Genomic DNA, 20,824 nt, shown 5'->3' with positions numbered 1-20,824 from the left:
CGGGAGGGGGCGCGGTCACCCCTCCCCGGCCGCCGCCTCCTCCAGCGCCCCCACATCGATCTTCGTCATCTCCAGCATGGCGCGCATGACCCGGTTCGCCCGCTCGGTGTCCGGGTCGGAGAGCAGGTCGGTCAGCCGGCGCGGAATGATCTGCCAGGAGAGGCCGTAGCGGTCCTTGAGCCAGCCGCACGGCCCCTCCTCGCCGCCCTCGCCGAGGCGCGCCCACAGGTCGTCGACCTCCTCCTGGGAGGCGCAGTCCACGTAGAGGGAGACGGCCTCGTTGAAGGTGAACCGCGGGCCGCCGTTGAGGGCGATGAACTGCTGCCCGGCGAGTTCGAAGGTCACCGTCATCACCGAACCCGGCTCGCCGGGACCCGCCTCGCCGTAACGCTGGACGTGCACGATCCGGGAGTCCTCGAAGACGGACGTGTAGTGTCCGGCCGCTTCCTCCGCCTGGTCGTCGAACCACAGGAACGGCGTGATCTTCTGCATGGCGCTCTCCTGACCGCTTCGCGAACACGGTGATCTCGGGGCACATCGGTCATGACCCGGCGCTACTCTGCCGTGCCTCGCGCGGCGTCCACAACGTGTGCGTCACCCGAACGGCCGCGCGGCGCGGCCGGCACGCCGTCAGCCCACCCGCCGCAGCGCGTTGGTGGCGCAGTGGACCTCGCCGCCGCCGAGATGGGCCCAGGAGAAGTCCTCCACCCAGTGCACCCGTACGCCCTGGGCGCGGAGCCGCCGTTCGGCCTCGTCGCGGAACAGGTCCCGGCCGCCGACCCGGGGGCCGTGCGGCGCCGGCGGGGCGAAGTCCCGCGCGGTGAGGGAGAGTCCGTTGGCGAGCGCGGGGGAGAAGGCGAGGTGGCGCCGCGCCCCGCCGCCCGTGTCCATCGTCGCGTACAGCACGGGCAGCGGCACCAGTTCGTCTCGCCGCAGCCCGGTGGCGCGCATGAGCACCGCGAGCTGCCCGTCGATCCGCCGCGCGGCCTCCGCGTTGTCGCCGGTCCGCCGCTCGTGGTCGAGCACTTGGTCGACGGTCGGCTTGTCCGGGGCGTCCGTGTCCGCGAACAGCCGCCGGCCGCCCGCCCCGGAGCGGTGCGCGCGGCGCAGCAGGTCCAGTGCCAGCCGGGGGTCGGAGAAGGCCAGGGTCCAGCCGCGCGCGTTGTCCGCCCGGACGACGTGGACGGTCTCGTCGACGTGGCCGACCACCAGCCAGGACGTGTCGAGGGCCAGCGGCTCCTGCGCCCCCTGGGACCGCAGCAGCGTCACGAAGGACGGGTCGGGGTGGCGCTCGGCGGTGCCGCCGTAGAGGATCCGGCCCCGCGGGTGGCCGGGGTACGGCGGGAGGGACTCGATGTTGCCGGTGAAGTTCAGCGGTTCGTCCGCGCCCGCGTCACGCCGGGCGGTGTATTGCTGGACGATCCCCACTCCGGGGCCGCGCAGATCACGGTAGAGCAGTCGGCCGGCCCGGCGGAGGCGCGCGGTGCGGCCGTCGGCGGACGCCCGGTGGACGGGGGGCCGCAGCAGGATCCGCATGGTCCGGCGGCCCTCGGGAGTCCGTTTGGTGACGTAGCCGGGCTCGGCGATGTCCTGCCGCCACATGTCCTGCCGCCCCTCGGCCGTCCCGGGCCGGAAGCGCAGTGTGCCGGCGGGCAGACCGGAGTCCCGGACGGCCTTGCGCAGCGAGCCGGCGAAGGCGTCCCAGCCGGCCGGCCGACGGCCGGTGGCCGGCGCCTTCACGGGCCGGCCGGTGCCGGGCCCCGGGGCGGCGGCGAAGACGTGCCGGGCCCGCTGGAGGTCGTGCTGGAGGAGGACGGGCACCACGCGCAGCTGGACCACGGCCGTGCGGGTGGCGCCGCGGTCGGTGACGGTCAGGGTGACGTCGACGCGGCCGTCCCAGCGGGCCCGGTCGCGGACGACGTCCCGCCCCTCGACGGCCAGCCGGACGCCGTGCCGCAGCTCGCCGGCCCGGAGCGGGCCGCCCGCGTCCAGTGAGACGTACCGTCCCCCGCGCTCGACGAAGATCCGGGCGTAGCGGCCCTGCGCGGCCGGTATCGACACCCGGGCGCGCGCCGACGTGCCGGCGGCCGTCGGCGGCACCCGCAGCGGGGTGAGGTCCGCCAGGTCCGCCGCGCCGTCGACGACCTCGTCGGCGGCGTCGTGGCAGGCGGCGAGGCGCTCGTCGACGGCCGCGTCCTGCCGGTCCAGGTCGCCCGGGCGCAGGGCGCAGCGGCGGGCGTCGTCGTCGAGGTTGGGCAACAGCTCCGTGCCGTGGGGCGCCAGCAGCCGGGGCGGGGCGGCGGTCGGCGCGGCGTGCGCGCCGGCGGTGGGCACCAGGGAGGCGAGGACAGCCGCGCAGGCGAGCGCGGAGACGAGGGACACCTTCATGACGGGTCGGTGTGTCATGGACAACACTCTTCCGCCGGGGGCGGGCGGCCAACCATCGTCCGACCGCGCGGCCGGGCCGGTGCGCCCCTTCGACCGAGTACGGCAGGAAACCCTCCTCCTTCCGGGGGAGACCGGGAAATCGGCGGCGGGAACGCCTTACCGACGGAAACGTTGCGCTGTGTAGTCGTGTACCTTCCGGGGCAGGTCGTGACCTGCGATCTTGCGGATGGCGGATTACCTAGCGTGAGTTTTCAAAAATGTCAATTCTTCGCAAACTCTTGACGGCACCTTCACGCGCCTCACACCATTCCCGCATGGACTCGTCAGACATCCCGGAGATCGCCGCGGCGCACCCGCGCCGGCACCACGGCGTCCTCCGACATCGCCCCACGCGGCGACAGCGCCCTTCGGGCCGCTGACGTCCGACGTCCGGCGGGAGGAGTCCACCCCCCACTTCCGTATGTCCCGGACTCCGCTACTTCATCCCGCTCACACCTTCTGCATCACCAGGACCGGCATCGCCAGCCGGAGCCCGGGCGGTGTCCCCTGCCGGGACGCCCTCCGGTCCTGCCCCCACGAACGAAGGCGAAGACATACATGAGCGACCGCACTCTCACTGCGGCCGACACGCCCACCGGTGTGTCCGCCCCGGCCACGACGTCCACGCACGTGGACGCCGGTGACGCGGGCTACAGCAAGGACCTCAAGTCCCGCCACGTCAACATGATCGCGATCGGCGGAGCCATCGGCACCGGCCTCTTCCTGGGCGCCGGCGGCCGGCTCGCGAACGCGGGTCCCTCCCTCTTCATCGCATACGCGATCTGCGGCGTCTTCGCCTTCTTCGTCGTCCGGGCCCTCGGCGAGCTCGTCCTCTACCGCCCCTCCTCCGGCGCGTTCGTCTCGTACGCCCGCGAGTTCATGGGGGAGAAGGGCGCCTTCGCCGCCGGCTGGCTGTACTTCCTCAACTGGGCCACCACCGGCATCGCCGACATCACGGCCGTCGCCACCTACACCCACTACTGGGGCATGTTCAGCGACATCCCCCAGTGGGTCCTCGCGCTGATCGCCCTCGCGGTCGTCCTCACCGTGAACCTCATCTCCGTGAAGTACTTCGGCGAGATGGAGTTCTGGTTCGCGATCATCAAGGTCGGCGCCCTCGTCGCCTTCATGGCGATCGGCATCTTCCTGCTGGCCAGCCGGCACGAGGTCGGCGGGCACGCCCCGGGCCTGTCCAACATGCTCGACCACGGCGGCCTCTTCCCGTCCGGCCTGATGCCGATGCTGCTGATCATCCAGGGCGTCGTCTTCGCCTACGCCTCGGTCGAGCTGTGCGGCGTCGCCGCCGGCGAGACCGAGAACCCCGAGAAGATCATGCCCAAGGCGATCAACTCGATCATGTGGCGTGTCGGCCTGTTCTACGTCGGCTCGGTCGTGCTCCTCACGCTCCTGCTGCCGTACAACGTCTTCACCGGAGGCGAGAGCCCGTTCGTCACCGTGCTGTCCAAGATCGGCGTGCCGTACGCGGCCGGCGTGATGAACCTGGTGGTCCTCACCGCCGCGCTCTCCAGCCTGAACTCCGGCCTCTACTCCACCGGCCGCATCCTGCGCTCGATGGCCATGTCGGGCTCCGCCCCGAAGTTCACCGGCCGCATGAACAAGGGGCAGGTCCCCTACGGCGGCATCCTGCTCACCGCGTTCTTCTGCGTCCTGGGCGTCGGCCTGAACTTCGTCGTCCCGGAGAACGCCTTCGAGATCGTGCTGAACTTCGCCGCGATCGGCATCATCGGCACCTGGGGCATGATCATGCTCTGCTCGCTGCTCTTTTGGCGGCGCGCCAAGGCGGGCCTGGTCAGCCGCCCCGCCTACCGGCTGCCCTGGGCGCCGTACACCCAGATCGTCACCCTGGTCTTCCTGGCCGGCGTCCTGGGCCTGATGGCGGCCGACGAGGGCGCCAGCCGCGACACGATCCTGTGCCTGCCGCTCATCGCGGCGGCGCTGGTCGGCGGCTGGTTCCTGGTCCGCGGCCGGGTCGCCCGCACCCAGCGCGAGGCGGAGCTGCGCGAGGCGGCGAAGCCGCAGGCGTAACGCCGACGTACCGACGGCACCGGGCCGCGTTCCCCACGGGGGCGCGGCCCGGTCGCGTCGTACAGGGCGGGAATTTGGATTACGGACGGTGGCACGCCGACGACGGAGAGCGGCGGCCGCTGTGAGGCCGCGCATAGGGCCTCGATCACATACGGGCCTCTTTAGTTCCGGGCGAAGCGCATTTCCCGGGGAAAACCCGGGACTTCACGGCCGCGTGAACGACGTGGGGGAGTAGGTCACAGTGCTTGTCGGGGTTTTCGGGCGCCGCTAAGAATGGTGGGACCGCACGGCGCCGTCCGATCGAGAACGGCGCTTTTCTCTGCGCCGGCCAGGCCTGTGCGGTGTCCCCGATGCGAGAGGTTCACCTCCCCATGCGTTCCACCCACTCCGGTTATCCCCGTCTGACCAAGGCCCACAAGTTCTCCGCCGCGGCGCTGACCGCGGCCGGTGCCGCCGCCGTGGCGTTCGGTGCCGCCTCGCAGGCCGTGGCCGCGCCGGCGCCGGCGCCGGTCAAGCCGGTCGCGCAGAGCGTGGAGAGCTTCGCCCAGACGCAGGACGCCGAGCGGGCGCACGCCACCGACAAGGCCACCGCGCAGGCGAAGGCCGAGGCCGCCAAGGTCAAGGCCGAGGCCAAGGCCAAGGCCGACGCCAAGGCGAAGGCGGACGCCAAGGCGAAGGCGGACAAGGAGCGTGCCGCGAAGCAGGCCGCGAACCGTTCCACCACCCGCAAGCCCATCGAGAAGCCCGCTGCCGCTCCGGCGCCGAAGGTGTACGCGGACGACCTGGAGGGCTGGATCTCCGAGGCGCTGGACATCATGAAGGCCAAGGGCATCCCGGCCTCGTACGAGGGCGTGAAGCGCAACATCATGCGTGAGTCGACCGGTAACCCGCGCGCGATCAACGACTGGGACGTCAACGCCGTCAACGGTGTGCCGTCGAAGGGTCTGCTGCAGATCATCGACCCGACGTTCAAGGCGTACCACGTCGAGGGCACGTCCTGGGACATCTGGGACCCGGTCGCCAACATCGTCGCGTCCTGCAACTACGCGGCCGACAAGTACGGCTCGATGGACAACGTGAATTCCGCCTACTGACAGAGGCCACAAAAAATTCCCCGCCGGAGGGCGGCGACACCGAAAGCGGTGCCGCCGCCCTCCGGCATTCCCCGGCTCAGCCGGGCCGCGTCAGGTCCGGCCGCAGCCGGTGCCAGATGGGGTGGCGGAGGTGCCCGGCCGGGGTCCATCCGGTGAGGGTGATCTCGGCGACCAGCCGCGGCTCCGCCCAGTGAACGCCGGTCGCGTCCACCGGGCCCGCGAAGGGCGAGGTGTCCCGCGCCACCGCCGCCAGGTAGCGGGCCAGGTCCCGGCGCTCCTGGCCGGACAGGCCCGAGCCGACGGAACCGACGTAGCGCAGGCCCGACGGCTCCTCCACCCCCGCCAGGACGGCCCCGGGCAGCCCGGCGATCGCCCCGCGGCCCTCCGTCCAGCCGCCGATGACCACGTCCAGCGTGAGCAGGTGCTTCACTTTCCGCCAGTCGGGTGACCGGACGCCGGGCAGGTAGGGGGAGGACAGCCGTTTGGCGATGACGCCCTCGTAGCCGTGGCGCAGGGTGGCGTCCCAGGCCCGTCGCGCGTGTCCCTCCAGGTGGGTGGGGACGGACCAGCTGCGGCCGGTCAGCCCCATGCCGTAGAGGATGGCGCGGCGCTCCGCGTAGGCGGCGCCGAGCAGGGACCGGCCGCTCAGGTACAGCACGTCGAAGATCATGAGATGGACCGGGTACTCCATCGCCAGATGCGCCGCGCGGCGCGGATTGGCGATGCCCATACGGCGCTGGAGCAGCCCGAAATCCGGCCGGCCCCGGTCGTCCAGCGCCACCAGCTCGCCGTCGAGGACCGCGGACCGGCCCTGGAGCTGTGCGCCCAGCTCCAGCAGCTCCGGATAGGTGGCCGTCACGTCGTTCCCCGCCCGGCTCACCAGCCGTACCGTCCCGTCGCCCGAGGTGCTGAGCACGCAGCGGACCCCGTCCCACTTCACCTCGAAGCCCCAGCCCGCGTCCTCGCCCTCGGCCGGCAGCGGGCCGGGCACGGTCAGCATGGGCCGGATCTCGGGAAGCCGGGCGACAGGCAGGGCCATAGTTCCGATGATCAGGGCAGTGGCGGGTTTTCGCAGGTCATTCACCCGTGCGGGGCACCGGGCCCGCGCCCCGGCCGTACCGGCCCGCCACGGCACCGGCCCCCGTAGCGCCTTCGCCGCCCGATAGCCTCGCCACTCCGATCCGCTGTGACGCGTCCCACCACGCGTCCGAGAACGACGAGGTTGCCGCAGGTGCTGTGCTCCATATGCCAGAGAACGCCCGCCGTGGAGGGAACCGGGCGCTGCCACGCCTGCGCCTTCCCCGGCGGTCCCCCGGCCGGTGTGTTCGGGAACGGTGCCGCGCCGGGAGCCGGACCGCTGCTCACCGGGCCGCCACCGCTGCCGGTGCCCCCGTACGTCCCCATGCCGCGGCTCGCCTCCCCGGTCGGGCTCGGCCGGGCGGTCGCCGCGCTGCTGGGGCTCTGCGTCCTGGCCGACGTCTTCTCGCTCTTCGCCGGGACCACCATGTACGGCGTGACGACCCGGATGATCGACGAAGGCGCCGGGGCCCTGTCCGAGGACGAGATCGACCGGGCCGACCTCCTCCAGTTCGTCGCCGGGGCCGTGCAGACGGTCGCCCTGATCGCCTGCGCCGTCCTCTTCCTCGTCTGGTTCCACCGGGTGCGCGTCAACGCGGAGGTCTTCCGGCCGGACGGGCACCGGATGGGGCGCGGCTGGAGCATCGGGGGCTGGTTCGTACCGGTGGCCAACCTCTGGTTCCCGAAGAAGGTCGCCAACGACGTCTGGGCCGCGAGCCTGCCGCACGAGCCCGACGGCTCGCCCCGCCGCGCCCCGCGCACCCTCATGAACTGGTGGTGGGGCCTGTGGATCGCCACCCTGATCCTGGGCCGCGGGGGCGGCCGGATGTACGCCCGGGCCGACACTCCCGAGGAACTGCGGCGCGCCGTCGACGTGCTGATCGTCGCCGACGTCGTCGACATCGCGGCGGCCGTCCTCGCGTTCCTGTTCGTCCGCCGGCTCACCGCCCTCCAGGACGAGAAGGCGCACCAGGGCCCGGTCCTCGCGCCCGCCGTGTTCCGGTCCGGACCGTACGCGTGAGGCCCGCCGAACGCCCCTGACCTGCGGCGCAACCCCCCTGGCGACCCGGGGGAAAACCCCACCGCCGGAGCCCGGCTGCCACCATGGCCCGGCCGTCCCCCCTTGCCTAGCGTCGAGGTCAGCACTGGCCGAGAGTCGCCAGGACCGGCGGAGAAGGGAACACCATGGCGTTGCGCCGCGACCGCGTACCCACCCAGGAACCCCGGGGCACGGCCCCGGCGGTCGAGCTACGGGCCGTGCGGCGCCGGTACGGGCGGGGGGAGGGGGCCGTCGAGGCGCTGCGCGGGGTGGACCTCGCGCTGCCCGGCGGGAGCTTCACCGCGGTGATGGGCCCCTCCGGCTCGGGCAAGAGCACCTTCCTGCAGTGCGCCGCCGGGCTGGACCGCCCCAGCTCCGGCGAGGTGCTGCTCGGCGGCGAGGCCATCACCGGGCTGAGCGAGGACCGGCTGACGAAGCTGCGCCGCAGCCGCGTCGGCTTCGTCTTCCAGGCGTTCAACCTGCTGCCCTCGCTGACCGTGCAGCAGAACGTCCTGCTGCCGCAGCGCCTGGCCGGCGAGCGCCAGGACCGCGCCCGCGCCCAGCGGCTGCTGGCCGAGGTCGGCCTGGACCGGCACGGCCGGCGCCGCCCCGGCGAGCTCTCCGGCGGCCAGCAGCAGCGCGTCGCCATCGCCCGGGCCCTGATCACCCGGCCCGAGGTGGTCTTCGCCGACGAACCGACCGGCGCCCTCGACACCCGGTCCGCCCACGAGGTGCTCGGCCTGCTCCGGCGGGCGGTGGACGCCCTCGGCGCGACGGTCGTCATGGTCACCCACGACCCGGTGGCCGCCGCCCACGCCGACCGGGTGCTCTTCCTCGCCGACGGCCTGCTCGCCGGGGAACTGACCAGCCCGGACCCGCGGACGGTGGCCGACCGGATGGTGGCCCTGGCCGCCGCGGCCGACCGCCGTCCGGCCACGACGGCGGCGGTGTGATCGGCATGCCGAACGGACTCGCGCGGGCCTCCGTCCGCTTCCGGCCCGCGTCCTTCGCGGGCAGCCTCGTCGCCCTGCTGTTCGCCTCGGCGATCATCACGGCCTGTGGCGTCCTCCTCCAGACCGGCATCACGGCCCACGTCACCCCCCAGCGCTACGCCCACACCCCCGTCGTCGTCACCGGCGACCCCTCCGTCCGCGTCACCACCGGCCACGGCGAGGACAAGGACACCAGCGAGACCGCCCTGCCCGGCCGCGGCCGGGTCCCGGCCGCGCTCGCCGGGCGGATCGCGGCCCGGCCCGGCGTGGCCGCCGCCATCCCCGACCTGGCCTTCCCGGTCCGCGCGGGGGCGGGGACGCCGGCCCTGCCCGAGCTCACCGGACGGCCCTACGGAGCCGCCGGCATCGCCCTCGCCCCCGGCACCCGGCCGCTGTCCGACGGCCGTGCGCCGCGCTCCGGCGAGGTGGTCCTGGACGCCGCCTCGGCACGGGCCGCCCGGCTGGCGCCCGGCGACCGCGTCACGCTCACCGGCCCCGGCGGCACGGCGGCGTACCGGGTCTCCGGCCTGGCCCGGGAGGGCGCCGGCCCGGCGACCGCCTGGTTCGCCGACGCCACCGCCGACCGGCTCTCCGGCCACCCGGGCGCCGCCGACGCCATCGCCGTACGGCCCCGGCCGGGCACCACCGTGCCGGCCCTCGCCCGGCAGGTCCGGCAGGCCACCGGCGACGGCCCCGAGGTGCTGACCGGCGCCGCGCGCGGCGCGGCCGAGGAGCCGGGCGTCGTCGAGGCCCGGGAACTGCTGACCGGACTCGGCGGCTCCTTCGGCGGCATCGCCGCCATGACCGCCGTCTTCGTCGTCATGGGCACCGTCGCCCTGGCCACCGGCCAGCGGGCCCGGGAGTTCGCCCTGCTGCGGGCGATCGGCGCCACCCCGCGGCAGATCCGCCGCACCATCGCCACCGAGGCGATGATCGTCGCCCCGGTCGCCGGCGCCCTCGGCATCCCGCCCGGGCTCGCCCTGGCGCACTGGTGGTTCGGCGAACTCGCCGACCGCGGCGCCCTGCCCGACGGCGTCCGCCTGGACGTCGGCCCCATCCCCCTGACGGTCGCGGTCGGCACCACCCTGCTGTCCGCGCTCCTCGCCGGCTACGCCGCCGCCCGCCGCTCCGCGCGGCTCCGCCCCAGCCAGGCCCTCGGCGAGGCGGCCGTCGAACGCGTCCGGCCCGGCTGGGTGCGCACCCCGCTCGGCCTGGCCGCCCTCGTCGGCGGCACGGTCCTCGCCGGCGTCGCGGCGGGCCTGGACGGCGAGAACGCGGCCAACACCGCCCTCGGCGTCGTCATGTGCTTCCTGCTGGCCGTCGCCCTGCTCGGCCCCCTGGTGGCCCGGTTCTGCGCGACCGTCTTCGGGCTGCCCCTGCGGTCCGGCGCCGCGGGCGCCGCCGGCTCGCTCGCCGCCGACAACTCCCGCGCCCAGGCCCACCGCCTCGCCTCCGCCATCACCCCCATCGTGATGGTCACCGCGTTCTGCGGAACCCTCGTCTTCCTCCAGAGCACCATCAGCCACGTCGCCGACCGGAACGTCCGCGACGGCGTCGTGGCCGACCACGTCCTCGCCGCCACCGGCCCGGGCCTGCCCGCCACCACCGCCGAACGCGCGGCCCGCGTCCCCGGCGTCGACACCGCCGTCGGCGTCCTGCGTACCGGAACCGTTTACCGGAGCGGCGGAACCGTCTCCTCCGCCACCGCCCTCGGCGTCTCCGGCGACCCGGCCAAGCTCCCCGAGGTCCTCGACCTCGGCGTCCGCTCCGGCTCGCTGGCCCGGCTCGGCACCTCGCCGGACACCGTCGCCCTGAGCACCACCCTGGCCGACACCCTCCATGTGAAACCCGGCGACCGCGTCCCCCTCTGGCACGCCGACGGCACCCGCGCGCGCCCCGAGCTCGTCGCCACCTACGAGCGGGGGCTCGGCCTCGGCGAGGTCCTGCTGCCCCGGGCCGCCGCCGCGCCCCACGCGGCCGCCGCCCTCGACAGCCACGTCCTCGTCAAGCGGGCCCCCGGCGCCGACCGGGCGGCCGTCGCCCGCCGGCTCGCGGAACTCGGCCCGCCCGGAACCACCGTGACCGACTCCGCCGGCTACGCGGCCGCGGCCGACCGCGACCGGGAACTCAACGCCTGGGCGAACACCGTCATGGCGGCCGTCCTCGGCGGCTTCGCCGCCGTCGCCGCCGCCAACACCCTGGTGATGACCGTCCTGGACCGCCGCCGCGAGGTCGCCCTGCTGCGCCTCACCGGCACCACCCGCCGCCAGGTGCGCGACATGATGCGCTGGGAGGCCCTGCTGGTGGCCGGCAGCGGACTGACCCTGGGCGGTGTGATCGCCTGGATCACCCTGGCCCCCATCACCCGGGGCGTCACCGGCTCGTCCCCCTACGTCCCGCTCACCACTGCCGTCCCCCTGGCCGCCGGCGCCGTCCTCCTCACCGTCACCGCCACGGCCCTCCCCACCCGCGCCCTGCTGCGCCGCGGGCCGCTGGCGGCGGGGGCGGAACGGAGGTGAGCGCGTCCCGTCCGCCCTCCCCGGTCACCGGGGCGGGCGGACGGACAGCGCGTGGCGGAACACCTCCCGGGGGTCCCAGCGGGCCTTGACCCGCTGGAGCCGGGGGTAGTGCCGTTTGTAGTACAGGGCGTGCCACGGCGTGCCGGAGGTGTTCAGGGCGGGGTCGGCGAGGTCGGTGTCCGGGTAGTTGACGAACGAACCGTCGCTGACGTCCCCGGGGGCCGGCACGCCGCCGCTGTCGGCGTACACCGCGCGGTAGAGGTCCCGTACCCAGCGCAGCCGTGGCGCGGCGTCCTCGCGGGGTGCCTTCCAGCCGGTGACGAAGAGGGCCTTGAGGACGGAATCCCGCTGCGCGACGGCCGTCGCCTCCGGCGCGACGGCGTTGACCCGCCCGCCGTACGACACGAGCCAGACCGTGCCGTCGAGTCCGCCGGCGGACTCGGCCGCCAGACGGTCGTGCAGGACGTCGATCTGCCGGTCGGTGAAGCGCCGGCGCAGGTAGCCGGCCTTGACCTTGAACGCCGCCGGCGCGCTCTCCTGGACGGCTGCCGCGGCCTGCAGCCAGGGCAGTTCCTCCCGGGTCACGACCGGCTCCACGCCGACGCCCCGGCCGAGGGCGGCCACGTACGCGTCCACCAGCCGCCGGGCGTCCGGGCCGGTGGAGTCCACCTGCCCGGAGAGGTACGCGGCGGCTTCGGAGCGGCGGGTGTTGAGCATCAGCACGCTGAACAGCCCGGCGGACCGGGTCCCGGGCGCGCTGTTGCGCTCGTGCCACTCGCCGTGATTGCGCACCAGACGGGTGAAGGAGCGCCGGTCGAGCCCCTTCCACGGCCAGGAGACGGTGAAGCCGGTGACGGCCTCCGGGGCGCGCGGCAGCAGCCGGGACGGGTCGGAGCCGCCCGCGTCCGGCGAGCGGAACCAGTAGCGGGTGACGACCCCGAAGTTGCCTCCCCCGCCGCCGGTGTGCGCCCACCACAGCTCGCGGTTGGGGTCGTCCGGCTCACGCGTCGCCACGACCCGCCGCGCCTTCCCCCGCGCGTCCACGACCACGACCTCGACGCCGTACAGGTGGTCGACGGCCAGCCCGTGCCGGCGGGACAGCGCGCCGTACCCCCCGCCCAGGATGTGCCCGCCGACGCCGACCTCCGCCGTCGCGCCGGCGGGCAGGGCCACCCCCCAGCCGAGGAAGAGGCTCTTGTAGACGGATCCCAGCGAGCCGCCCGGCTCGACGGCGAACGCCCGCCGCCGCGCGTCGTACGCGACGGCCGTCATGGGGGAGAGGTCGATCAGCAGCCGGACGTCGGGACCGTCGACGAAGTCCTCGAAGCAGTGGCCGCCGCTGCGGACCGCGAGGCGCCGGCCCTGGTCCACGGCCTGCTGCACGGCGGCCGTCACCTGCTCGGCCGAGGCGGCCACGACGACGAGGTCGGGGCTGCCGGAGAAGCGCGCGTTGCGGCCGCGGTGGGTCAGCGACCGGTAGCGCGGGTCGCCGGGCCCGACCGTCACCGGCCCCGGCGTGCTCGGCGGCGCCGCCACCGCCGGGGACGCGGAGGCCGGCACGGTCAGCGCGGCGGCGGCCCCGCCGAGCACGGCGGTGCGGGCCAGGACGTCACGTCGTGTCACTTCCACCATGGGCTGCTCCTCCACGGATCCCGGTCCCGGTGCCGGACCGGATAGGGAAGTTCGATGATCGCGGGCGGAGGGAGGCGAGGGCATCGTCCGCGGAGACCAGACGGCCGTACATCGAAGGAGGGACCGTCCGGCGACGGCCCGGCCCTCCCGGGGGACGCGCCCCGCGGACCGGGCGCGGGCCACCGCCGTGGGGAAAACCCCACCCGCGCAAAGGAGGCGCTCCACATGGTCCCCGGCGCACCCCGCCGCCGATGCTGGTACGCATGAAGCGGCACCGGACCATCGCTCTCTCGATCCTCCTCTGCGTCAGCGCGGGCACCGCCCTCGCCGGCAGCCCCGCCACGGCCGCCCCGCCGGCCGCTGCCTTCCAACGCGCCGACGACGCCGTCGTCCGGGCGGTCGAACGGACCGCCCACCCGCTGCGCACCACCGAACCCGGCGGCCCGGACGGCGACCTGCGGGCGCTGGACCGGGTGGTCGGGGACGCGCGGGTGGTGGGGATGGGAGAGGCGACACACGGATCCCACGAGTTCTTCGCGCTCAAGCAGCGCGTCTTCCGCCACCTGGTGCGGGAACGCGGCTTCCGCACCTACGCGCTGGAGGCGCCCTGGAGTACCGGCCTCCGGCTGAACGACTACCTGCTGCACGGCAAGGGCGACCCGCGCCGCATCATGCGCGAGGACTTCCAGGACTCCTACCTCCTCTGGAACACCCGCGAGTACCTCTCGCTCATCCAGTGGATGCGCTCCTGGAACCTCGCCCACCCCGGCGACCCCGTCCGCTTCCTGGGCGACGACGTCGCGTACGCCGGACCGGACCTCTACGACCGCGTCCTCGACTACACCCGGCGCGCCCACCCGGCCCTCCTGTCCGAACTCACCGCCCTCTACCGGGACCTGCGCCCCACCGGACCCGCCGGACCGTACCTGCGGGAGTACGTGACCCGGCCGCTCGCCGAGCGTCAGGAGCGCTCCGCGCGGGCCGCCCGCGCACTCGACCTGCTGCGCGCGCGGCGGCCAGCGCCCGGCCGGGAGGCCGCGGAGGCGCACCGGTGGGCCGTGCGGAACGCGCTCGCGATCCGGCAGACCGCCGGCCAGTACGCCTTCGACCTCACACGGCAGGACGGCATCGCGGCGGCCATGCGCTACCGCGACGGCGTGATGGCCGACAACACCGCCTGGTGGCAGGAGACCACCGGCGACAAGATCCTGCTCTCCGCCCACAACGGCCACATCGGCTACCGCAGCGCGGACCCCGCGAACTACCCCACGACGCAAGGAGCCGTCCTCCACGACCGGCTCGGCTCCCGCTACGTCACCATCGGACTCTCGTTCCACCACGGGACGTTCAACGGCACCCGGGCCGAAGACCCCCTGCTGGACGCCAACGTCCGGCGGTTCGGCGTGACCGCCGCGCCCGGCGGCAACGAGGACACCCTCGACCGCGTCCGCCACCGCGACTACCTGATCGACCTGCGCACCGCCCCCGCCCCCGCCCGCGACTGGCTCCGCACCCCGCGCCAAGCGCTCGACTACGGCACCGCCTACCCCGCGCCGCAGCACCCCGTCGCCCTGGCCCGCCACTACGACGCGCTGATCCACCTGCACACCGTGCGCGCCTCGGACCGGCTGCCGGCGGGGGAGGGCGGCTGAGCCGGGAAGGACTTCCGCGACCCCGGGCCGGACCTCCGCCACGAGGCTCGCCCCCGCGCACGCCGACGCTCCCCGCGCCCCACCGCACCCCGGGCGCGGCCCGTCCGCCGCGACTCCCCACCGACGAGTGGTTTGAGCGCACCGGCCCCGCCGTGCGCCACGCCGCGCGCCACACTGGCCGGAGGACGACCCGATGATCCGATCGGGGATCCGGGCGGACCGCGCGCAAGGGGGACGAGATGGCCGTCGGCACCGTGCTGTTCGCGCTCGACCAGGATCCCCGGGAGCAGGGGGCACAGGGCGAACAGCTCCGCAGGATCCGGGCCGCCCTCGAAGCCGAGGGGCTGGAGGTGCGCCGGGCCGGCACCGAGGCCGACGCCCGGGCGGTGCTGCGCACCGAGGCGGGCCTCGCCGCCGCCGTGGTCTCCTGGGACCTGGCCCCCGGCAAGCGGGCCGGGGACGAGCCGGGCGGCGCGGCCGTCCTCCGCACCGTCGGACGGCGCTTCAAGGACCTGCCCGTCTTCCTCGTCATGACGGACGAGGCCGACGACGACCTCGACCGGCTGCCGCTCTGGGTCGCGGAGAGCGTCGTCGGCTACGTCTGGCCGCTGGAGGACACCCCCGGATTCATCGCCGGCCGGATCGCCGGCGCAGCCCGTGCCTACCGGGAGGCGGTCCTCCCGCCCTTCTTCAAGGCGCTGCGCCGCTTCGACGACGCGCACGAGTACTCCTGGCACACCCCGGCGCACGCCGGCGGCGTCGCCTTCCTCAAATCACCCGTCGGACGCGCCTTCTTCGACCACTACGGGGAACGGCTGCTCCGCAGCGACCTCTCCCTCTCCGTCGAGGAGCTCGGCTCCCTCTTCGAGCACACAGGCCCCATCGGCGACGCCGAGCGCAACGCCGCCCGCATCTTCGGCGCCGACCGCACGTACTTCGTCCTCCACGGCAACTCCACCGCCGACCGCATGGTCGGCCACTTCTGCGTCGCCCGGGACGAGATCGCCCTCGTGGACCGCAACTGCCACAAGTCCGTCCTGCACGGCCTCGTCCTCTCCGGCGCCCGGCCCGTCTACCTCGTCCCCACCCGCAACGGCTACGGCCTGGCCGGACCGCTGCCCCCGGCCGAGACGGAAGCGGACGCGGTGGCCGCCCGCGTCGCCCGCAACCCGCTCACCGCCGACGCCGCGAGCCCCCGGCCCGAGTACGCCGTCATCACCAACTCCACCTACGACGGCCTGTGTTACGACACCGTCCGGGTCGCCCGGCAGCTCGCCCCCAGCACCCCCCGGCTCCACTTCGACGAGGCCTGGTTCGCCTACGCCCGCTTCCACCCGCTCTACGCCGGCCGCTACGGCATGTCCGTCGGCCCCGACACCTTCCCCGGCCCCGACCGACCCGCCGTCTTCTCCACCCAGTCCACGCACAAGCTGCTGGCCGCGCTGTCGCAGAGCGCGATGGTCCACGTCAGGGACGCGCCCCGGGCCCCCGTGGACCACGAGCTGTTCAACGAGGCGTTCATGATGCACGGCACCACCTCGCCGCTCTACCCCGCGCTCGCCTCGCTCGACGTGGCCGCCGGGATGATGGACGGCCCCCAGGGCCGGTGGCTGATCGACGAGGGCGTCACCGAGGCCGTCCGCTTCCGGCAGGCCGTCGTCCGCACCGGACGGCGCATCACGGCCGAAGGCGACCGGCCCGACTGGTTCTTCGGCGTCTGGCAGCCCGACACCGTCACCGACCCCGGCACCGGGGCCCGCCACGACTTCGCCGACGCCCCGCCCGACCTGCTGCGCACCGAGCCCGCCTGCTGGGAGCTCGAACCCGGCGCCGACTGGCACGGCTTCCCCGGCCTCACCGAGGGCCACTGCCTCCTCGACCCCGTCAAGGTGACCCTCACCTGCCCCGGCGTCGACGCCACCGGCCGCTGGTCCGACACCGGCATCCCCGCCCGCGTCCTGACCGCCTACCTCGCCACCCGGGGCATCGTCGTCGAGAAGACCGACAGCTACACCACCCTCGTCCTCTTCTCCATGGGCATCACCAAGGGCAAGTGGGGCACGCTCCTCGACGCCCTGATGGACTTCAAGGCGCTGTACGACGGCGACGCGCCGCTCGACCGCGTCCTGCCCGGCGTCCTCGACCGCCACCCCCGCCGCTACGCCGGGACCACCCTCCCCGAGCTGTGCCACGCCATGCACCGGCACCTGCGCGACACCGACCTGGTCACCCTGCTCGACACGGCCTTCCGCGAGCTCCCCGAGCCCGTCGCGCCGCCGCAGTGGTGCTACCAGCGGCTCATCCGCGGCGGCACCGAACGGGTCCGGCTCGCCGACGCGGCCGGCCGCGTCGCCGCCGCCATGGTCACCGTCACCCCGCCCGGCATCCCCGTCCTGATGCCCGGCGAGTCGGCCGGCGCCGCCGACGGGCCCCTGCTGCGCTACCTGCGGGCCCTGGAGTCCTTCGACCGGGCCTTCCCCGGCTTCCGGAGCGAGACCCACGGCGTCACGGTGGACGAGGAGACCGGCGAGTACGGCATCGCCTGCCTCCGCGCCGAGGACGGGAACGAGGGGGCGCCCGCCGGGCCGTCCCGCTGACCGGACGCGGGAGGGCGGCGCCGGCCCCGTCCCGCGGCGCGGGCGGAGCCGGGCGCGTGCCGGGGAAAGGGCTCAGGAGCCGCCGTCCGGGACGACCCCCAACTGCCGGAGGAAACCGAGCAGATCCTTGTCCGACCACTTCTCGGCGAGCCGGCCGTCCTCGATCCGGTGGATCACGGTCGCGGTCATCCTGACGGTGCGTCCGGTGGCCGGAATGCCCGGCAGGTCCCCGCTGTGCACCCCCTCGGCCGTCAGCCGGGTCACGACCTTGTCGCCCTCGGCGATCTGGTCCTCGATCCGGTGGGTGCCCGGCGTGCTCTCCCAGAACATGCGGAAGGCCTGCTTGAGCCCTTCGCGGCCGGGGGCGAACCCGGGGAACGGCGGCGGCGAGTGGTCCCGGTAGTCCTCGGCCACGAGCTCGTCCATGGCGTCGAGGTTCCCCCTGTCGATCTCCTCGTAGAAGCGGCGCACCAGCCTCTTGTTCTCCTCCGGGGACACGTGACCGCCTTCCGCGCTCGGTACACACCGCCGGTGCGGCGGCGCTCGTTCCGGCAGCCTCGCCCCTGGCGCGGGCCGCGCGGCACGGCACGCCGTGTGACGGGCGGCGTTCACCCGGATCGCCGCCCGTCACACGGCGAATACCGCCCTGCCGCGCGCCGCGTCCGGTTCCGGTACCGGCGCCCCGGCCGGGTCGCCGGCGGCGGTAGGGTCGGCGCATGGATCTCGTAGCCCATTTCCGCCGTGAGGCAAGGGCGTTCGAGGACGCCGTCCGGCGCGCGGCCCGCGCCGGGGACGCGCCGCCGGTCCCGTCCTGCCCCGGCTGGACGGTGACCGACCTGACCGGACACCTGGGCTGGGTGCACCGGTTCGTGGCCCGTATCGTGCGCGACCGGCTCCAGGACGCCCCCGACCCCACCGACACCGCCTTCCTGGACCTGCCCGCCGACCGCGCCGCCTGGCCCGACCCGCACCACCCGCCCACCCACGGGCCGGTGCCGGCGTCCCTCCTCGACTGGTACGCCGACGGCGCCGTCGCGCTGGCGTCCCTCTTCGCCGACCGGGACCCCGGGGAGCGGGTGTGGACCTGGACGGCGGACCGCACCACCGGCTTCTGGCTCTGGGTGCAGACCTTCGAGACGGCCGTGCACCGCTGGGACGCCGAGAACGCCCTCGGCGCGGCCCGGCCGTTCGACGCGGAGCTGGCGGCCGGCGGCGTCGGCCGGTTCCTCGGGACGGTCGTCCCGGCCTGGCGGGCCCGCGGCCAGGCGCCGCCCGGCGCCGGCGAACGGTTCGGCTTCCGGCGCACCGACGCCCCCGGCGACGGGGACCTTCCCGCCGCCTGGACGGTCCGGTTCGACGGCGACGCCGTCCACTGCGCACCGGGCCCCGGGCCCTGCGACGTCGAACTGGCGGGCACCGCCTCCGACCTGACCCTCTTCCTCTGGCGCCGGCTCCCCGCCGACCGCCTGGACGCGGTGACGGGCGACCGGGGCCTCCTGGAGCGCTGGACGGCGCTGGTGCCCACGGTCTGACCGCCCGCCGCCCGGTCCGGCGGCCCGCCCCGGCCGTGAACCGCCGGGCTTCCCGCGCCGCGTCCGCCCCGGACGGATCACCCGCGCCGTCCGCCCGGTGCCGCGACGGCCGCCCGCGGCGTCGGGGCGCCCCGCGGCCCGTAGCCGAGGCGGAAGAGGAACTGCGGGCAGCCGGGCTCGCCGCGCAGCAGGGCGCGCCGCAGGTCCGGCCACTCCAGCGCCTGATGCAGCGGACAGGTCCGCAGACCGCGGGCGGTGGCCAGCAACAGGGCGCGCTGCAGGGCCTGTCCGGCCTGCAGCCAGTCCTGCGGGCGGTCCCGGACGGTGACCACCAGCGCGAGCTGCGCGTGGCGTTCGAAGGCCGCCGCCGGAGCGCGCCGCGCCCGGCCCGCGCCGGTGAAGTCGCGCACCGGCATCCGGCCCGTCGCGTCCACCGGCCCCAGGGCGGCGGCCGGGATCCCGTAGGGAGACGTCCCCGCGTGCACCCAGGCGCGGCTCTCCCGGACCCGCGCCGAGTCCCGGCGGTTCCGCCGCTCCGCCTCGGCGGTCAGCGCCAGCATCCGGCGGGTGGCGACGACGCCGGGCAGGTACAGCCGGGCGCCCTCGGCCAGGACGGCCGACGCCAGTTCGGTCAGCGTCCGGACGGGCACCGGCCGCCCCGTGAACGGCGCCCGGCTGGTGCGGCGCAGGGCCACGGCCTCGTACAGGCCGGGGTCGCGCGAGCCGTCGGGCGGCAGCCCGGTGACGTCCACGACCGCCGCCAGGCCCGGGTCCCCGCCGTCGGGCAGCGGCAGCACCCGAGCCCCGCGGCCCAGGTGCCCGGCCGCCACCCGCAGGTTGAACAGGGCCGCGCCGACGGACAGCAGCCGCGCCCGCCCCGCCGGGTCGGCGGCCGGCAGCCACCGGTCCGGCGCCAGGCGCACCTCCAGCCGGGCCGCGCCCGGGACCGGACGGAACTCCCACGGCTGGGAGTTGTGGATCGACGGGGCCGCCGCGGCCGCCGTCAGCAGCGTCTCCAGATCGGTGGTGCCGAGCCCCGCCGTACCCATCGCCATCAGTCCCCTCCGCAGGTCACGGGCCGTTCCGCCGCCCACGGTCCGCGCTCCCGCGACGGCCCGCCAGGGGCCGAGGGGCCCCGGCGGGCGGGCATCCGGCCCTGCCGCGCGGCGGCTCCGAGCGCCGCGGCCGGCCTCGCCCCGGCCTCCGCCCGGCGGCTCCGTACGGCCGTACGAACCGGCCGGTATCCTGGGCGTGCCGCGTCCGGGGAGGTCCCGGCCGCCGTGTCCGGCCCGCGCGGACGCGTGGCGCGCCGCCCGCACGTCCCCGCGCTCCGCGGCCGGGGGGAACTGGGGAGACGTGGACGACGTGTTCGAGGGGCAGCGGCCCCTGCTGCTGGGAATCGCCTACCGGATGCTGGGCAGCATGTGGGACGCCGAGGACGTGGTCCAGGAGGCGTACCTGCGCTGGGCCGGCACCGACCGCGAGACGGTCCGCGACCCGCGCGCCTTCCTCGCGACCGTCGTCTCCCGCCTCGCCCTCGACCAACTGCGCTCCGCACGCGTCACCCGTGAGGCGTACCGGGGCGAGTGGCTGCCGGAGCCCGTCGCCACCGACGCGGCCGGCCCGTTGGACACGGCCGAGCTGCGCGACAGCCTCTCCTACGCCACCCTCCACATGATGGAGCGCCTCACCCCGCCGGAGCGCGCGGTGTTCGTGTTGCGGGACGCCTTCGAGATGCCGTACGAGCAGATCTCGGAGGTGGTCGGAGCCTCCGCGGCGACCTGCCGGCAGATCCACCGCCGCGCCCTCGGCCACCTCACGGCCGCCCGGCCCCGGCCGAGGCCGTCGCGCGAGGAGCACGAGCGGCTCCTCACCCGGTTCCTGGAGGCGGCGGCCGGCGGTGACCTGGCGGGGCTGAAGGAGGTGCTGAGCGCCGACGTGACGGTGTGGAGCGACGGCGGCGGCAAGGTCAGGGCGGCCCTGCGGCCGGTCCTCGGCCGGGACAAGGCGGCGGCGTTCGTGCTGGGCCTGGCGGCCAAGTACGAGTTCACCGACCCCCGGACGGTCGACGTCAACGGCGAGCCCGCGCTCCGGCTCACCGCGCGAGGCAACGACCAGGTCGTCCTGGCGGACGTGCGCGACGGCCGCATCCACGCCCTCTACGCCGTCCTCAACCCGGACAAGCTCCGCTACGCGGAATGAAGGCGGAACGCCCTC

Annotated in this window: 15 protein-coding genes; 9 read left to right on the top strand and 6 right to left on the bottom strand. The window is 75.1% G+C overall.

From position 1 onward, the window contains the following. Window positions 1–15: 15 nt before the first annotated feature. Together ACSNOK_RS05190 and ACSNOK_RS05185 are read right to left on the bottom strand one after the other, a co-directional pair. Entirely contained in the window at window positions 16–492 is a 477-nt protein-coding gene (locus ACSNOK_RS05190; RefSeq protein ID WP_436779369.1) for a VOC family protein, read from the bottom strand. 138 nt (window positions 493–630) lie between these two features. After that, a complete protein-coding gene (locus tag ACSNOK_RS05185; RefSeq protein WP_436779368.1) occupies window positions 631–2,406 on the bottom strand; it encodes a protein-arginine deiminase family protein in 1,776 nt (591 codons plus the stop codon). A gap of 579 nt (window positions 2,407–2,985) precedes the next feature. Here ACSNOK_RS05185 and ACSNOK_RS05180 point away from each other — a divergent pair. Both ACSNOK_RS05180 and ACSNOK_RS05175 read left to right on the top strand, forming a co-directional pair. After that, on the top strand, window positions 2,986–4,473 hold the full coding sequence (locus ACSNOK_RS05180; RefSeq protein WP_436779367.1) for an amino acid permease: 1,488 nt from the start codon (window positions 2,986–2,988) through the stop codon (window positions 4,471–4,473). Between the two features lie 371 nt (window positions 4,474–4,844). Next, complete coding sequence (locus ACSNOK_RS05175) at window positions 4,845–5,567, top strand: transglycosylase SLT domain-containing protein (RefSeq protein WP_436779366.1); 723 nt, start codon at window positions 4,845–4,847, stop codon at window positions 5,565–5,567. Window positions 5,568–5,643: 76 nt separating this feature from the next. Here ACSNOK_RS05175 and ligD read toward each other — a convergent pair whose 3' ends face one another. Further along, window positions 5,644–6,606, bottom strand: a complete 963-nt coding sequence (gene ligD / locus ACSNOK_RS05170; protein WP_436779365.1) for a non-homologous end-joining DNA ligase — start codon at window positions 6,604–6,606, stop codon at window positions 5,644–5,646. A gap of 225 nt (window positions 6,607–6,831) precedes the next feature. Between ligD and ACSNOK_RS05165 the strand changes: the two genes are divergently transcribed. The 3 genes from ACSNOK_RS05165 (at window position 6,832) to ACSNOK_RS05155 (ending at window position 11,194) form a co-directional block, all read left to right on the top strand. Beyond that, complete coding sequence (locus ACSNOK_RS05165) at window positions 6,832–7,665, top strand: DUF4328 domain-containing protein (protein ID WP_436779364.1); 834 nt, start codon at window positions 6,832–6,834, stop codon at window positions 7,663–7,665. A 164-nt stretch (window positions 7,666–7,829) separates the two neighbouring features. Then, complete coding sequence (locus ACSNOK_RS05160; RefSeq protein ID WP_436779363.1) at window positions 7,830–8,636, top strand: ABC transporter ATP-binding protein; 807 nt, start codon at window positions 7,830–7,832, stop codon at window positions 8,634–8,636. 5 nt (window positions 8,637–8,641) lie between these two features. Then, a complete protein-coding gene (locus ACSNOK_RS05155; protein ID WP_436779362.1) occupies window positions 8,642–11,194 on the top strand; it encodes an FtsX-like permease family protein in 2,553 nt (850 codons plus the stop codon). 24 nt (window positions 11,195–11,218) lie between these two features. Here ACSNOK_RS05155 and ACSNOK_RS05150 read toward each other — a convergent pair whose 3' ends face one another. After that, on the bottom strand, window positions 11,219–12,826 hold the full coding sequence (locus ACSNOK_RS05150; protein WP_436779361.1) for an FAD-binding oxidoreductase: 1,608 nt from the start codon (window positions 12,824–12,826) through the stop codon (window positions 11,219–11,221). Between the two features lie 263 nt (window positions 12,827–13,089). Here ACSNOK_RS05150 and ACSNOK_RS05145 point away from each other — a divergent pair, with 263 nt between their 5' ends. Beyond that, window positions 13,090–14,478, top strand: a complete 1,389-nt coding sequence (locus ACSNOK_RS05145) for an erythromycin esterase family protein (RefSeq protein WP_436779360.1) — start codon at window positions 13,090–13,092, stop codon at window positions 14,476–14,478. Between the two features lie 239 nt (window positions 14,479–14,717). Beyond that, the gene (locus ACSNOK_RS05140; protein WP_436779359.1) at window positions 14,718–17,075 is read left to right on the top strand and encodes an Orn/Lys/Arg decarboxylase N-terminal domain-containing protein; all 2,358 of its coding nucleotides are present in this window, start codon (window positions 14,718–14,720) and stop codon (window positions 17,073–17,075) included. Window positions 17,076–17,147: 72 nt separating this feature from the next. Here ACSNOK_RS05140 and ACSNOK_RS05135 read toward each other — a convergent pair whose 3' ends face one another. Then, window positions 17,148–17,573, bottom strand: a complete 426-nt coding sequence (locus ACSNOK_RS05135) for an ester cyclase (RefSeq protein ID WP_436779358.1) — start codon at window positions 17,571–17,573, stop codon at window positions 17,148–17,150. Between the two features lie 218 nt (window positions 17,574–17,791). Between ACSNOK_RS05135 and ACSNOK_RS05130 the strand changes: the two genes are divergently transcribed. Next, a complete protein-coding gene (locus ACSNOK_RS05130; protein ID WP_436779357.1) occupies window positions 17,792–18,607 on the top strand; it encodes a maleylpyruvate isomerase family mycothiol-dependent enzyme in 816 nt (271 codons plus the stop codon). A 77-nt stretch (window positions 18,608–18,684) separates the two neighbouring features. Here the strand turns inward: ACSNOK_RS05130 and ACSNOK_RS05125 are convergent, their stop codons facing one another. Continuing rightward, complete coding sequence (locus ACSNOK_RS05125; protein WP_436779373.1) at window positions 18,685–19,656, bottom strand: Acg family FMN-binding oxidoreductase; 972 nt, start codon at window positions 19,654–19,656, stop codon at window positions 18,685–18,687. 307 nt (window positions 19,657–19,963) lie between these two features. Between ACSNOK_RS05125 and ACSNOK_RS05120 the strand changes: the two genes are divergently transcribed. Further along, window positions 19,964–20,809, top strand: a complete 846-nt coding sequence (locus ACSNOK_RS05120) for an RNA polymerase sigma-70 factor (RefSeq protein ID WP_436779356.1) — start codon at window positions 19,964–19,966, stop codon at window positions 20,807–20,809. Window positions 20,810–20,824: the final 15 nt, after the last annotated feature.

This window comes from Streptomyces sp. URMC 126 (assembly GCF_051386555.1).
GTDB lineage: Bacteria > Actinomycetota > Actinomycetes > Streptomycetales > Streptomycetaceae > Streptomyces.
The sequence above is the reverse complement of the archived record's forward strand: the minus strand, read 5'-3'. Positions and strand labels throughout refer to the sequence as shown.

Bases quoted from the DNA above. Each gene is read 5' to 3' on its own strand.
- ACSNOK_RS05190 (WP_436779369.1), bottom strand. From the start codon at position 492: ATGCAGAAGATCACGCCGTTCCTGTGGTTCGACGACCAGGCGGAGGAA.
- ACSNOK_RS05185 (WP_436779368.1), bottom strand. From the start codon at position 2,406: ATGACACACCGACCCGTCATGAAGGTGTCCCTCGTCTCCGCGCTCGCC.
- ACSNOK_RS05180 (WP_436779367.1), top strand. From the start codon at position 2,986: ATGAGCGACCGCACTCTCACTGCGGCCGACACGCCCACCGGTGTGTCC.
- ACSNOK_RS05175 (WP_436779366.1), top strand. From the start codon at position 4,845: ATGCGTTCCACCCACTCCGGTTATCCCCGTCTGACCAAGGCCCACAAG.
- ligD (WP_436779365.1), bottom strand. From the start codon at position 6,606: ATGGCCCTGCCTGTCGCCCGGCTTCCCGAGATCCGGCCCATGCTGACC.
- ACSNOK_RS05160 (WP_436779363.1), top strand. From the start codon at position 7,830: ATGGCGTTGCGCCGCGACCGCGTACCCACCCAGGAACCCCGGGGCACG.
- ACSNOK_RS05155 (WP_436779362.1), top strand. From the start codon at position 8,642: ATGCCGAACGGACTCGCGCGGGCCTCCGTCCGCTTCCGGCCCGCGTCC.
- ACSNOK_RS05150 (WP_436779361.1), bottom strand. From the start codon at position 12,826: ATGGTGGAAGTGACACGACGTGACGTCCTGGCCCGCACCGCCGTGCTC.
- ACSNOK_RS05145 (WP_436779360.1), top strand. From the start codon at position 13,090: ATGAAGCGGCACCGGACCATCGCTCTCTCGATCCTCCTCTGCGTCAGC.
- ACSNOK_RS05140 (WP_436779359.1), top strand. From the start codon at position 14,718: ATGGCCGTCGGCACCGTGCTGTTCGCGCTCGACCAGGATCCCCGGGAG.
- ACSNOK_RS05130 (WP_436779357.1), top strand. From the start codon at position 17,792: ATGGATCTCGTAGCCCATTTCCGCCGTGAGGCAAGGGCGTTCGAGGAC.
- ACSNOK_RS05125 (WP_436779373.1), bottom strand. From the start codon at position 19,656: ATGGGTACGGCGGGGCTCGGCACCACCGATCTGGAGACGCTGCTGACG.